10 protein-coding genes and 1 riboswitch are annotated in these 13,501 nt (G+C 67.3%); of the genes, 5 read left to right on the top strand and 5 right to left on the bottom strand.

The window, feature by feature from the left end:
- Positions 1–43: 43 nt before the first annotated feature.
- Genes benD through B5X82_RS16555 form a run of 3 tightly spaced genes read right to left on the bottom strand, consistent with a single transcriptional unit; the run spans position 44 to position 2,704 of the window.
- On the bottom strand, positions 44–826 hold the full coding sequence (gene benD, locus B5X82_RS16565; protein WP_079649287.1) for a benzoate diol dehydrogenase BenD: 783 nt from the start codon (positions 824–826) through the stop codon (positions 44–46).
- 13 nt (positions 827–839) lie between these two features.
- Positions 840–1,355, bottom strand: a complete 516-nt coding sequence (benB, locus tag B5X82_RS16560) for a benzoate 1,2-dioxygenase small subunit (RefSeq protein WP_079649286.1) — start codon at positions 1,353–1,355, stop codon at positions 840–842.
- Positions 1,352–2,704 (bottom strand): Rieske 2Fe-2S domain-containing protein, encoded by a 1,353-nt coding sequence (locus tag B5X82_RS16555; protein ID WP_079649285.1) that lies wholly within the window; start codon positions 2,702–2,704, stop codon positions 1,352–1,354. Before B5X82_RS16555 ends, benB begins: the two co-directional genes overlap by 4 nt.
- A 164-nt stretch (positions 2,705–2,868) precedes the next feature.
- Between B5X82_RS16555 and B5X82_RS16550 the strand changes: the two genes are divergently transcribed.
- From B5X82_RS16550 to metE, 3 genes are all read left to right on the top strand, one after another.
- A complete protein-coding gene (locus tag B5X82_RS16550; protein WP_079649284.1) occupies positions 2,869–3,786 on the top strand; it encodes a LysR family transcriptional regulator in 918 nt (305 codons plus the stop codon).
- A 35-nt stretch (positions 3,787–3,821) separates the two neighbouring features.
- Positions 3,822–4,766, top strand: coding sequence for an ROK family protein (locus tag B5X82_RS16545; RefSeq protein ID WP_079649283.1), 945 nt, complete (start codon positions 3,822–3,824; stop codon positions 4,764–4,766).
- Between the two features lie 42 nt (positions 4,767–4,808).
- Positions 4,809–5,044, top strand: a riboswitch (cobalamin riboswitch).
- 281 nt (positions 5,045–5,325) lie between these two features.
- Positions 5,326–7,647, top strand: coding sequence for a 5-methyltetrahydropteroyltriglutamate--homocysteine S-methyltransferase (metE, locus tag B5X82_RS16540; RefSeq protein ID WP_079649282.1), 2,322 nt, complete (start codon positions 5,326–5,328; stop codon positions 7,645–7,647).
- A gap of 119 nt (positions 7,648–7,766) precedes the next feature.
- Here metE and B5X82_RS16535 read toward each other — a convergent pair whose 3' ends face one another.
- Complete coding sequence (locus B5X82_RS16535; protein ID WP_079649281.1) at positions 7,767–8,738, bottom strand: XdhC family protein; 972 nt, start codon at positions 8,736–8,738, stop codon at positions 7,767–7,769.
- Positions 8,739–8,940: 202 nt separating this feature from the next.
- On the opposite strand from B5X82_RS16535, the gene B5X82_RS16530 reads away from it, so the two are divergent.
- Together B5X82_RS16530 and B5X82_RS16525 are read left to right on the top strand one after the other, a co-directional pair.
- Positions 8,941–9,969, top strand: coding sequence for an MDR family NADP-dependent oxidoreductase (locus tag B5X82_RS16530; protein ID WP_176152601.1), 1,029 nt, complete (start codon positions 8,941–8,943; stop codon positions 9,967–9,969).
- Positions 9,970–10,144: 175 nt separating this feature from the next.
- Positions 10,145–12,538 (top strand): TonB-dependent receptor, encoded by a 2,394-nt coding sequence (locus B5X82_RS16525; protein WP_176152600.1) that lies wholly within the window; start codon positions 10,145–10,147, stop codon positions 12,536–12,538.
- A gap of 102 nt (positions 12,539–12,640) precedes the next feature.
- Here the strand turns inward: B5X82_RS16525 and B5X82_RS16520 are convergent, their stop codons facing one another.
- Positions 12,641–13,408 (bottom strand): 2-keto-4-pentenoate hydratase, encoded by a 768-nt coding sequence (locus B5X82_RS16520; protein WP_079649278.1) that lies wholly within the window; start codon positions 13,406–13,408, stop codon positions 12,641–12,643.
- Positions 13,409–13,501 lie beyond the last annotated feature (93 nt).

The following is a 13,501-nucleotide window of genomic DNA, read 5'->3' as shown; positions in this document are numbered from 1 at the left end:
AAGCCGTATCTGTTGATGATCAGATGGAATGTAGCGGCTATTCCTAGCCCAGATCGCCGCCGGCCACCGGCAGGATGGAGCCGGTGATGTAGCCGGCCTCGTCCGAGGCGAGGAACAGGATCGGGGCGATCTGCTCGTCGAGCGTGCCGTAGCGCTTGAGGAAGGTCGAATCGGTCACCTGGGCGACCGCTTCGGCCATCCAGGCCTGCTCGCGCGCACTGTCCCCCTCCGCATTGCGCGGCACCTGCCGGGGCGGCGCCTCGGTCCCGCCGGGGGCGGTCGCTACGACGCGGATGCCCGACTCCGCATATTCCATGGCGAGGCTCTGGGTCAGACCGTTGATCCCGCCCTTGGCCGCCGAATAGGGCACCCGGCGAATGCCGCGCGTCGCGTTGGAAGAGACGTTGACGATGGTGCCGGACCGCTGCGCCAGCATCACCGGCAGCACCGCATGGCAGCAATAGAGCGTCGGCATCAGCGAGCGCCGGATCTCGGCATCGATCTGGTCGGGCTCGAACTCGGCGAACGGCCGCATCCGGATCGCGCCGCCGACATTGTTGATCAATATGTCGATGCGGCCATAGGTAGCGGTCGCCGCCGACATAGCCTCCTGCGCGCCCGCGGCGGTTTCCAGATCGCACAACGCCGTCGCCGCGATGCCGCCCGCCGCGACGATGCGATCCGCCACCGCCCCGACGATCTCCGACCGGTCGACGAGGAGCACGCTCGCCCCTTCCGCCGCGGCGCGGACGGCGACACCTGCGCCGATACCCTGGCCGGCGCCGGTGACGACCATCACCTTGCCGGCGAACCGCCCTTTGAACATGTTCGGCTCCCGGTCAGAGATGATAGATGTCGACAACCTGATGGATATAGTCGTTCTTGAGGACGATCCTCTTCTTCACGATCCGGATCGCGCCGCCACGCGCGTCGAGCGTGCAGAAGGCGGTGCCGAAGAACTGGCTGGTCTGCTGCAGGCGATGGCTGAGCGTGTGCCAGTTGTAGCGCAGCTCGACCATCCCGTCCCGTTCGGCGAGGATCTCGACATTGTTGATCGCGTGGCTGGTGCGCGCCTCGGGCGTGCTGGCGGAGGAGCGCCCCGTCTTGAGGCGGTAGACGCGGTCCTCCAGCCCCTGCCGGTTGGCATAGTAGATCAGCGATATCTCGGCCTGCGGGTCGCGCGTCAGCTCGTCGTCGTCGGTCCAGGCCGGCATCCAATATTCGACGTCGGGCGCATAGCATTCGAGCCAGGCGTCCCAATCGCGATCGTCGAGCAGCCGGGCTTCCCGATAGAGGAAGGCGCAGACGTCCGCATGCGAGACGACAGCGCGAGCCGGTTCGAGCAGCGCGGTCATTCCGCGGCCTCCAGCAGGGCGGCATCGCTTTCCCGATCGATCCCGGCGAGCATCGCGCGCGCCCAATATTCGTGCTGGCGGACGAACAGGCCCTCGTCCTCGCTGCGCTCGCTCGACAGCAGCGGGTTCATCCCCATCGCACGGGCATTGTCGTCGGGGCCCGCGATCCACCGCGTGGCGCCGCGGCTGAGGTCGTTCCACAGCGCGCCCGCCCCTTCATAGGCCGACTGGCACGAGCGGAACTCCTCGAGGTCGTCGGGCGTGCCCATCCCCGATACGTTGAAGAAATCCTCATATTGCCGGATGCGGGTCGCGCGGAGCTCGGCGCTCTCGCCCTTCGGCGCGAAACAGTAGATCGTCACCTCGGTCCGATGGACGTCGATCGGGCGCACCACCCGGATCTGGGTGGAGAACTGATCCATCAGGAAGACGTTGGGATAGAGGGCGAGGTTGCGGCTCTGGCTGACGATGATCTCGGCCCGATCGGCGCCCAGCCGTTCCTCCAGCGCCTTCCGCTGCGCCCAGACCGGGCGCACCTCCGGGTTGAGCACGCGGGTCCACAGCAGGATATGGCCGTTCTCGAACCCGTAGACGCCGCTCACCGCCTTCGACCAGCCATTGGCATCCACCGCCCGGGTGCCACCCTCCGCACGCCGCGCCATGGTCGAGGCGTAATTGGCGTGGACCGAGCTGACATGGTAGCCGTCGCAGCCATTCTCCATCTGCAGCTTCCAGTTGCCGTCGAACACATAGGTCGAATTGCCGCTGAGGATTTCGAGGCCTTCGGGCGCCTGGTCGACGATCTGGTCTATGATCACCCGCGTCTCGCCCAGATAGTCCTCGAGCGGCGCGACATCCGGGTTCATGCTGCCGAACAGGAAACCGCGATACTCGGCGAAGCGGGCGATGCGGGTCAGGTCGTGCGATCCGTCGCGGTCGAAGCTGCCGGGATAGGCGCCGGTCGCCGCGTCCTTCGCCTTGAGCAGCGATCCGTCGGTGCGGAAGCTCCAGCCGTGGAAGGGGCAGACCAGCAGCGGCTGGTTGCCGCGCCTGCGCCGGCAGAGCTGGGCGCCGCGATGCGAACAGGCGTTGACGAAGGCGTTGATCGCGCCGTCCTTGCCCCGCGTCAGGATGACGGGGACGCGGCCGATCGAGGTGGTGAAATAATCGTTCTTGCCCGCGACCTGGCTCTCATGGGCGAGATAGACCCAGTTGCCCTCGAAGATATGCTTCATTTCGAGGTCGAAGATGTCGGGATCGGTGAAGATGTCGCGCCGGCAGCGGAACGCCCCGCCGACGGGATCGTCGACGACGGCGGTCGCCACACGATCGCGGATGGACATCGTCATGGAAGCTCTCCTCTGCCGTCATCTTGATCCGAAAGGTATTTTCGGGGGAGGCTGCATCACTGCGACGCATTCTCCCGATCCTTTCTGTAGGCCCATGATAGTTGGGCTCGGACAGTGGTTGCAAAGATCAATCCGATCTCACTAAGATACCTTTGAGGTATTTTATGGATCTGCGCCAGCTTCGCTACTTCGTCACCGTCGTTGCCGAACGCAACTTCAACCGCGCCGCCGAACGGCTGCACATCGCCCAGCCGCCGCTTAGCCGTACGATCCGGCAGCTGGAGGAGGAGATCGGCGCCGAGCTGATCGATCGCTCCAGCCGCCCGCTCCGGCTCACCGCGGTGGGCCATCTCGTCCATGAGCAGGCGTTGCAGATGCTCGGCCGGATGGAGGACATGCGCCTGATGGTCCGCTCCGCGGTCGGATCCGAGCGGCGGCGCTTCGCCATGGGGTTCGCCGCCTCGACCATGTATGCGCGCCTTCCCGAGCTGATCCGCGAATTCCGGATCGAGGCGCCCGACGTCGAACTGGTCCTGGTCGAGAGCGTCACCTTCGACCAGATCGCCGCACTCAAGGAAGGGCGGATCGATGTCGGTTTCGGCCGCATCCGCTTCGAGGACCCGTCGCTCCAGCGCACCGTGCTGCGCTACGAGGCACTGATCGTCGCGCTGCCGATGGCGAGCCCGCTGGCACAGGAGGAAGGGCCGATCTCGATCCGCGCGCTGGCCGACCTGCCGCTGATCATCTACCCTCGTCAGCCGCGCCCCAGCTATGCCGACCAGGTGCTCTCGCTGTTCCGCGACCATTCGATCGAGCCGCGCGTCGTGCAGGAGGCGCGCGAGCTGCAGACCGCGATCGGCCTCGTCGCCGCGGAGGAGGGGATCGCGATCGTCCCCGAGACGGTACGCCGGGCGCGCAGCCACGACGTGCGCTATCGCGAGCTGCTCGAAGGGGCGACCTCGCCGATCATCATGAGCCACCGGATCGGCGATTCCTCGCCCGAGCTGCGGACCATGGCGGGCGTGATCGCCAGGAAATATGGCGAATGGGGCTATAAGGTGCCCGACGCGTTGAAACTGTGATCGCCGGTGACGGCTACCGAGGAGGAGACCATCCGTTGAGCGGACAAGACCGGCTCCTGGCGGGCATCGAGCTGGGCGGAACCAAGGCGATCGCGCTCATGGCGCGCGGCCGCAACGTACTCGCCAGCGCGCGCGTCCCGACCACCACGCCGAACGAGACGCTGCGGGCCATCGGCGACCGGATCGAGGCATGGCAGCGCGAGCATGGCCGGGCGGATGCATTGGGCATCGCCAGCTTCGGACCACTCGGGCTCGATCGGTCGCGTCCGGACTATGGCCACATCACCTCCACGCCCAAGCCGGGCTGGCGGCAGGCCGACCTGGTGCGCCATTTCGGCGACCGCTTCGGGCTTCCGATCGGCTTCGACACCGACGTCGCCGGCGCGGCGCTGGCGGAGCATCGCTGGGGCACCGCACGGGGCTGCGACGTCGCGATCTACATGACGGTCGGCACCGGTGTCGGCGGCGGGGTCGTCGTCGACGGCCGGCCGGTCCATGGGCTGGTCCATCCCGAGCTGGGCCATCTGCGCGTCCGCCGCGCGACGGGCGACGACTTCGCCGGGGTCTGCCCCTTCCACGGCGACTGCCTGGAAGGTCTGGTCTCCGGCCCCGCGATCGGCGCGCGCACCGGCAGCGACGGGGCGTCGATCGAGGACGATCACCCGGTGTGGGACCGGGTGACCGCGGAGCTCGCCGAAGCGATGGCGATGCTGCTGCTGACGGTGTCGCCCCGCCGGATCGTGATCGGCGGCGGCGTGCTTCAGCAGCGGGCGCCCCTCTTCGGCCCGTTGCGCAAGCGGACCGCCGCATTGCTCGGCGGCTATATCGCCGGATTGGACGAGGACGCGCTCGCCGCCATGATCGTACCGCCCGAACTGGGCGCGATGGCCGGCCCGCTGGGCGCCATCGCGCTGGCGCAGGATGCCTGCCAAGACAGGAGCGCTGCCGCGACGGCGACATCGCCCAACACCTGCATATAAAGATTTCTTTATATGCAGGTTGACAGATTCGGTCCGATGCTGTCCAATGCATGGTGTCGAGGTTCCCTGCCCCGGCTCCGAAGGGCTGTCGGACGGCGGGGCTAAGACGGGAAGCCGGTGACGCCCGCGAGGGCGAAGTCCGGCGCTGCCCCCGCAACTGTGAGCGGCGAGCGGCGGTTTCATCATGTGTCACTGGCGATCCATGCGATCGCTGGGAAGGCCGGAACCGACGTGACGACCCGCAAGCCAGGAAACCTGCCTCCGACGCGATAACGTTCCTCGGACGGGGGTTCCTCCGGTGGATCGCGCGATGGAAGCCCTGCGGCCACCGGCTCGCCGGGACCGTCCGTTCGTTCGCGCGCTCTTCCGTCGACCTTCGCCCGGCAAAGCAGGTGTCGAGTCGATGTCCAGACCCCAGCCTTATGCCATCGGGCCGCCCGGCCGAATGCGATAGCGCGCCGTGTCGCCCGCTACGGCCTGATGCGGCGCGCTGACCTCCCTCCCCTTCCCCAACCGTCCATCACGGCCGGCGCACGCGCGCGGCCGAAGGAGATTTCTCATGCCCGTCACCGCCGCGAATCTCGGCTTTCCCCGCATCGGCCCGCGCCGCGAGCTCAAGACCGCCGTCGAAGCCTATTGGGCCGGCAAGATCGACCAAACCCAGCTGCTCGACACCGCGAGGAACCTGCGCACCGCGACCTGGGACCGCCAGAAGGCGGCCGGGATCGCGGTGATCCCGAGCAACGACTTCTCGCTCTACGACCAGGTGCTCGATACCAGCGTGATGGTCGGCGCGATCCCCGACATCTATCGCGGCCTCGGCGCGCCGGACTCGCTCGACGTCTATTTCGCCATGGCGCGCGGCACCCGTACCGACGCCGGCGACGCGGGCTGCACCCACGGCCATGGCAAGGGCGGCGACGTGCCGGCCCAGGAAATGACCAAGTGGTTCGACACCAATTATCATTACATGGTGCCCGAGGTGTCGCCGGACCAGGCCTTCGCCCTCGCCACCGCCAAGCCGGTCGATCATTTCGAGGAAGCCAGGGCGCTCGGCCATCACACCCGCCCGGTGATCCTCGGCCCCGTCACCTGGCTGCTGCTGGCGAAGTCGAAGGCCGAGGGCTTCGATCCGCTGTCGCTGCTGCCCCGGCTGCTCCCGGTCTATGCCGAGCTGCTCGGCCGGTTGCGCGCGGCCGGCGCGGACTGGGTGCAGATCGACGAACCGGCGCTGGTGCTCGACCTGAGCGACGCGGCGCGCGCCGCCTATGTCTCGGCCTATGGCGAGCTGGCGAAGGTCGACGGCATCAAGCTGATGCTCGCCACCTATTTCGGCGCGCTGGGCGACAATCTGGAAACCGCGCTCTCGCTGCCGGTCGCCGGCCTGCACGTCGATCTCGTCCGCGCGCCCGAACAGCTCGACGCCGTGCTGGCGGGCGCCCGAGAGGACCTGCTGCTGTCGCTCGGCCTGATCGACGGCCGCAACGTCTGGAAGGCCGACCTGACCGCGCTGCTCGATCGCTACGAACCGATCGTGCAATCGCGGCCGGCCTTCCAGATCGCCCCATCCTGTTCGCTGCTGCACACGCCGATCGACCTGGTGCTGGAGACGAAGCTCGATCCCGCGGTGAAGGATTGGCTCGCCTTCGCCGCACAGAAGCTCGAGGAGCTTTCGGTGCTGAGCCTGGGCCTGTCGAACGGCCGCTACGTCGTCGCGGACGAGCTGCTCGTCAATGCGGATTCGATCCAGGGCCGCCGCGTCTCGCCGCTGACCAACGATCGCAAGGTGCGCGACCGGGTGGCGCGGGTCACCGGCGACTTGGCCCGGCGCAGGACGCCCTTTGCCGACCGGATCAGGGCGCAGCAGGCGCGGCTCAACCTGCCGCTGCTCCCCACCACCACGATCGGCTCCTTCCCGCAGACGGCCGAGATCCGCAAGGCGCGCTCGGCCCACGACAAGGGCGCACTCGACACCGCCAGCTACGAACGCTTCCTGCGCCAGGAGACCGCGCGGGCGATCGCCTGGCAGGAGGAGATCGGCATCGACGTGCTCGTCCATGGCGAGTTTGAACGCAACGACATGGTGCAATATTTCGGCGAGCAGCTCGCCGGCTTCGCCTTCAGCCGCGCCGGCTGGGTGCAGAGCTACGGCTCGCGTTGCGTCCGCCCGCCGATCATCTATGGCGACGTGTCGCGCTCGAAGCCGATGACGGTCGCCTGGTGGCAATATGCCCAGTCGGTGACAGCCAGGCCGATGAAAGGCATGCTGACGGGCCCGGTGACGATCCTCAACTGGTCATTCGTTCGCGACGACCAGAGCCGCGAGGAGACGTGCCGCCAGATCGCGCTGGCGATCCGCGACGAAGTGCTCGACCTCGAAGCGGCCGGGGCCAGGATCATCCAGATCGACGAGGCCGCGCTGCGCGAGGGGCTGCCGCTGCGCCGCGCCGACTGGCGCCATTATCTCGACTGGGCGGTCGAGAGCTTCCGCATCTCCGCCGCCGGCGTCGCCGACGAGACGCAGATCCACACCCATATGTGCTATTCGGAGTTCAACGAGATCATCGAATCGATCGGCGCGATGGACGCCGACGTCATCTCGATCGAGACGTCGCGATCGAAGATGGAGCTGCTCGACGCGTTCGTCGACTATGCCTATCCGAACGAGATCGGGCCAGGCGTCTACGACATCCACAGCCCGCGCATTCCTTCCGCGCAGGAGATGGAAGCCCTGCTGATCAAGGCCGGTGAACGCCTGTCACCCGGCCAGCTCTGGGTCAATCCCGACTGCGGCCTCAAGACCCGCAAATGGGAGGACGTGAAGCCCGCGCTGATCGCCATGGTCGATGCGGCGAAGGCGGCCCGCACCGCCCTCGCCTGACCGGAAGCCGATGGAGCGCGGCTCGATGCCGCGTTCCACCCGATCCCTCGCTCCCCCCACCTCGGCTGCGTGCCTCCCGATAGGGGCCGAAGATCAGGACATGTCCGACCGGGCGCCGGTCAGGCGAAACGCGCGGCCGGCAGGGCGATGTCGATCGATGCCGTCCCGCCGGCATCGTACAGCGCCACCACCTCGCTCAACACAGACAGCGCCAACGTGTCGGGATCGCGCGTCGCGGGGATCAGTCCGATCGGTCCCCGGATCCGTCGCAACATTCCCTCCGTCACGCCCCGCGCGCGCAGGGTATCGAGCCGCGCGGCATGGGCCGCCCGGCTGCCCATCGCGCCGACGTAGAAGGCCTCCTGGCCGACCGCCTGCATCAGCAGCTCGGCCTCCCAATCATGATCGTGGAACAACAGGATGACGGCACTGTGGCGATCCGGAGCGAGGTCCGCCGTCTGGCCGGGCGTCTTGAGCCAATGCGCGGCGAAGCCTTCCTCCGCCATCGCATCGGCTATCGTCCGATCGGGGGTGAGCAGCCGGACGTCCGCTCCATAGGCGCGGGCGAGCCGCGCCAGCGTCTCGACCTCGGCACCATGCCCCAGCACGAACAGGCGCAGGTCGGGCCGGTGCGCGGCGAGGAAGACGTCGCCCCGCCAAGCGCTGGCCGCGGGCGCGCCGGTTTCGAGCATGAGCGCGCCATCGCGCCCGATCGCCAGGGTGACGGGCTCGCGCGCCTCGAGCCGTTCCCCGGCCGCGCGGATGATGGCCGGAGCGGGGCGCGGCACGATCAGCAGGTCGACGCCACCGCCGCAGGGCAGCCTGATGTCGATGAAGGGCGATCCCTCGCCGAAGCGCAGCAGCTCGGCCTGCCCTGCTCCGATGATGCGGATCGCTTCGCCGACCACCGCCGCCTCGACGCATCCGCCCGACAATGAACCGCGAAAGGCACCCGTCTCCCCGACCGCCATGTGCGTGCCGGGCGCACGCGACGATCGGCCGATCACATGGGTGACGGTGACGAGCGCGGTCGCCTCGCCGCGCTCCTCCGCTTCGGCCAGGAAACGGAAGATGGACCGTGCATCCTTCATCGGCGGCTTCGCAGGGGCATGTCGGGATGAACGGCCATTTCGTCGATGTAGTCGTCCGCGAAACCCCGAACAAGGCGACGCCGGCGCGCCACCGATGGAGCGTGCTCCTTAATGGAACCGCCTTCATCTCCGCCGGCCTGGCCTTCTTCTCCTATGACGGCATCGATCGCGCGGCCGGGCGCAGCCGGTGGAGGAAATGGACATGGCCGATCGCAACCGCTTCGTTACGCTCAACCGCCATGTCGCCGGCGGCCCGGTGGAGGAGACGGTCTTCTCGCTTGCCGAAGGAACGCGGCCGGCCCCCGGCGACGGCGAGGTGCTGCTGCGCCCGCTGGCGCTGTCGGTCGATCCCTATCTGCGCGGCCAGATGACGGGAATCGACACCTTCTATCTTCCGCAATTCGCGCTGGGCCAGCCGATCACCTCTCTGGGCGTGGGCCGCGTCGTCGAGTCGCGCCATCCGGGCTTCGCCGCCGGCGACCTCGTCCAGGGCGTGATGCAATGGGCCGACTACAGCCTCTGGTCGGGCAGCGACACGCTGAAGGGGGTCGGCGCGCTTGGGCCGGTCGATCCGGCGATCGACAAGCTGTCCCATGCGCTGGGCGTCTACGGGTTGAACGGCATGACCGCGCTGTTCGGCATGGTGGGCGTGGCCCGCCCCGAACCGGGGGACACCGTCCTGGTCTCCGGCGCGGCCGGCGGGATCGGCGCCGTCGCCGGACAGATCGCCCACATTCTCGGCGCCCGGGTGATCGGACTCGCGGGATCCCAGGCCAAGTGCGACACGCTGGTGCGCGATCTCGGCTTCGACGCCGCGCTGAACTATCGCTCGGCGACGCTGGCCGACGATCTGCGCCAGGCGATGCCGCGCGGGCCCGACATCTATTTCGACAATGTCGGCGGCGCGGTCAGCCAGGCCGTGATGGCGATGATGCGACGCCACACTCGGGTCGTCGAATGCGGCCAAATCTCCACCTATGACGACGAGAATGGCGGCTGGACGGTCGATATCCGTCCGATCCATGCGAACGGCCTGATCTGGGAAAGCTTCACCACCGCCCATTTCGCCGAATTCTACCCCGGCGGGCTGGCCCAGCTCATCCATTGGGTCCGCGCCGGGAAGATCAAGATACTGGAGACCGAGCACCGCGGGCTCGAGGCGGCACCGCGCGCGATGGTCGGGCTGCTGCGGGGAGAGAATATCGGCAAGATGGTCGTGACGCTGGAATAACGATCGCTTTCGCGCAACTATTCATCGCTCATGAACCGACGACGAAAGCTCGATCCGCCCGCTGTTCCTCTTTGTGTTGCCACGCCCCTAAATCCCATATTTTGATATGGGAGAGCGGCGGCGCACGACTGTTAAGCTCCCTCCCAAGGAGAAAATCATAAGCAGGGAGGATATCATGAGGTCGAGGCGACTCTGCATCAAGGCCACCACGTTGAGCGTGGCGGGCATATTGGTCCTGATCGATGCGAACGGCATAGCGATGGCGCAGACGAGGACGGCCGCGCCGCCCGCCGGGACCGCTGTCGACGACAGCGTCCAGACCGGCCTGGCCGACATCGTCGTCACCGCGCAGCGGCGCGCCGAGAACCTCCAGGACGTGCCGATCTCCATCTCGATCGCCTCGTCCGAGCAGATCCAGCAATCGGGCCGCTTCGACACCTCGGCGCTGTCGAGCATCTCACCCAGCGTCACCTTCGTGCAGGGCACCGACGCCAGCGGGTCGAGCTTCAACATCCGCGGCGTCTCGTCGCTGTCGCTGACCGGCGGCATCCAGCCGAGCGTCGGCCTGGTGATCGACGGCGTGTCGATCGCGCGCCAGGGCGAGTTCGTGACCGACCTGTCCGACATCGACCGGATCGAGATATTGTCGGGACCGCAGGGCACGCTGTTCGGCAAGAACTCTACCGCCGGCGTGATCCAGATCATCACCAAGCGGCCCGAGGACAGCTTCTCCGCGAGCGTCGAGGGCACCGCGACCACCGACAGCGAATATGTCGGCCGCGCGATGGTCAACGCGCCGATCGGCGCCGGCGCCGCCGTCCGCCTCAACGGCTATTACCGCAAGCAGAAGGCGCTGATCCCCAATCTCGGCCTCGGCCCCGACGTCTATGGCGAGGAATCCTACGGCTTCTCGGGCAAGCTGTCGGCCGAACTGTCGGACAATGTCCGCGTCCTGCTGTCGTCCGACTATCGCCATCGCGACAGCACCTATGGCGTCAACATCCTGATCCTGCCCAGCTCCGAGCCGCTCGGCAGCGCGCAGCAGGCGATCACGCTGGTGCCGATCCGACCGGGCACCTTCAAGGTCGGCAACGACTCGCGCAACTATGACCGCAACCGCGGCTGGAGCGTGTCGGGCCAACTTGACTGGGACATCAGCGACGCGCTGTCGCTCGTCTCGGTGACGGCCTATCGCGACTTCAAGTACGACTATAATATCGACATCGACGGCTTCAACGTCGGCGTCCAGCGCGGGTCGGGATTCCGGCCGAACCCGACCGGCTATCCTATCGAGAACATCGACCCGATCGACGGCCGCGCGCCGAAGCGGGATTCCTATTTCTCGCAGGAGATCCGGCTGAACTACAAGGCCGACAAGCTCGACCTGGTCGGCGGTGTCTATTACCAGCACCTCAAGAACGACGTCGACAATTCGATCCCGCTGATCCTCGACGGCGCCTTCGCGCTGGGCGATCCTTCGCTCGCCGGAGTCAAATTCTACAGCAATCCGATCGTCGATTCCCGAACCAAGGACGACACCGCGTCGATCTTCGGCGACCTGACCTATCATGTCGCCGACACGCTCTCGCTGATCGGCGGCCTGCGCTTCAATTATGAGAAGATCCGGGTGATCTATCACCGCGACGAGTATTTCAATCCCGTCGTCCCGTTCTTCAACCCGATCACGCTCGAAAATTCGGCGCCGCCGGCCTTCATGGTCGACTATGACCGCAGCGACAAGCTGACCAACCTGTCAGGCCGGGCCGGCATCCGCTGGGAACCGAGCAGCAACGAAACCTTCTACTTCACCTATGCGCGCGGCTATAAGGGGCCGGCGGTCGACGTCTCCTACAGCTCGACCGGCGGCGCGACCGCGATCACCCGGCCGGAGATTGCCAATTCGTTCGAACTTGGCGCCAAGCTCCGCATGTTCGACAACAAGGTGCGGCTCAACCTCGCCGTCTATGCGCAGCGGATCAAGGACATCCAGCAGACCTCGGTCGTGCCCGGCACGGTCAACCAGCGGCTCCAGAATTCCGGCGACCTGCGCAGCCGCGGCGTCGAGGCCAGCCTGGACGTGGCGCTTGCCACCGGCCTGACCTTCAACGGCGGCCTCGCCTATACCGACGCCACCTATCGCGGCGGCATCGTCACCTGTGACCCAGCCATCCAGACGCAATGCGTCGGCGGCCTCCAGGACCTGACCGGCATGCGCGCGATCGGCGCGCCCGAATGGAAGGGCAATGCCGGGCTGATCTACAAGAACGACCTGCCTTCGCTGCCGGTCGGGATGACGGCGCGGATCAACTATGCCTGGGTCGACAAGATCCAGTACACGCTGGGCAACGACCCCGACACGATCGAACCGAGCCACGGCCTGCTCGACGTGTCGCTCGGTATCACCGACGATGACGGGCGGTGGGACCTGATGTTCTTCGTCAAGAACCTGACCAACGACAAATATTACGCCTCGCGCCAGCGGGCCAATTTTTTCATCACGCGGGCATTCGGCACCGTCGCCCGCGACTATAAGCGCTATGGCGGCGTAACCCTGCGCACCCGCTTCTGAGCCGGCCCTTTCCGGATCGGCAGGCCCCGCGTCGCGACCAGGCGGCGCGGGGCCTGCCATTTCCGGTGACATGTCAAATGCCTCGCCGGCACGGCGGAGGCCTTAGAAAAAGATCACCCTGGCCCGGCCGAAGCCGTCGACCACGCTTTCCCAACATCCGCCCGTGGCCGGTACCGTCACCATCTGCGGACACGGGCATCCCGATGAGATGATGTGACCGGGCTCGACCAGCCGGCCCGCCTTGCGCACCTCGGCGACCAGCCAGCGCACCGCCGCGACCGGGCTGCCCATCACCTCGCGCAGCGGCCCCCAGGAGCGGCGCTCTCCGTCCTGCTCGATCGCGATATCAAGCCGGTCGAAGGGCATGTCGCGCGCCGGCCGCCACGGCCCGCCCACCACCAGCCAGCCGCTCATCGCATTGTCGGCCTCGATCTGTGCGGCATCGGGGATGACGAAGCGCTCAGCCTCGCTCGGCCGCCAGCCGGCCCAGCGGGAGTCGGCCACCTCGATCGCCGGCGCGACGCTGCACGCGTCGAGGATCGCCGCGGCGTCGGGATCGGCGCCGATCGGGCGATCGATACGGAACGCGACCTCCGCCTCCAGCAGCGGATCGAACAGCGTCTCACGGGCGATCCGCGCATCGCCCTCGACCACGCGGCCGGCGGGCAGCGCCCCCCAGGTCGAGGTCGACAGCGATACCTTGTAGGCGGCGACCGGCCCTTCGCGATCGAGCATGTCGATACAGGCGTGGCGAACCTGCCGGGCCATGGCGAGATCAAGTCCGGGCGGTCGCGGGATGGCGACGCCGCTGGCCCGCGCCTCGGTCAGCCGACGGGCCAGCTCGGCGGCATGCTTCTCGATGTCGGTCATCCCCTCTCTCCTCCTGGGCCGATCATGCCGGTCCACCGGCTGATAAAGCGATCGCTTCCGTCTGCCTCCCCCGACGCCGCCTGTGATAGGCCG

This window comes from Rhizorhabdus histidinilytica, from assembly GCF_900167915.1.
Lineage (GTDB): Bacteria > Pseudomonadota > Alphaproteobacteria > Sphingomonadales > Sphingomonadaceae > Rhizorhabdus > Rhizorhabdus histidinilytica.
This window is presented reverse-complemented; position numbering and strand designations above follow the sequence as displayed.

What these genes read in the sequence shown, in the direction of transcription:
- benB (WP_079649286.1), bottom strand. Translation starts at nt 1,355, where the DNA reads ATGACCGCGCTGCTCGAACCGGCTCGCGCTGTCGTCTCGCATGCGGAC.
- B5X82_RS16550 (WP_079649284.1), top strand. Translation starts at nt 2,869, where the DNA reads ATGGATCTGCGCCAGCTTCGCTACTTCGTCACCGTCGTTGCCGAACGC.
- metE (WP_079649282.1), top strand. Translation starts at nt 5,326, where the DNA reads ATGCCCGTCACCGCCGCGAATCTCGGCTTTCCCCGCATCGGCCCGCGC.
- B5X82_RS16555 (WP_079649285.1), bottom strand. Translation starts at nt 2,704, where the DNA reads ATGACGATGTCCATCCGCGATCGTGTGGCGACCGCCGTCGTCGACGAT.
- B5X82_RS16530 (WP_176152601.1), top strand. Translation starts at nt 8,941, where the DNA reads ATGGCCGATCGCAACCGCTTCGTTACGCTCAACCGCCATGTCGCCGGC.
- B5X82_RS16520 (WP_079649278.1), bottom strand. Translation starts at nt 13,408, where the DNA reads ATGACCGACATCGAGAAGCATGCCGCCGAGCTGGCCCGTCGGCTGACC.
- B5X82_RS16535 (WP_079649281.1), bottom strand. Translation starts at nt 8,738, where the DNA reads ATGAAGGATGCACGGTCCATCTTCCGTTTCCTGGCCGAAGCGGAGGAG.
- benD (WP_079649287.1), bottom strand. Translation starts at nt 826, where the DNA reads ATGTTCAAAGGGCGGTTCGCCGGCAAGGTGATGGTCGTCACCGGCGCC.
- B5X82_RS16525 (WP_176152600.1), top strand. Translation starts at nt 10,145, where the DNA reads ATGAGGTCGAGGCGACTCTGCATCAAGGCCACCACGTTGAGCGTGGCG.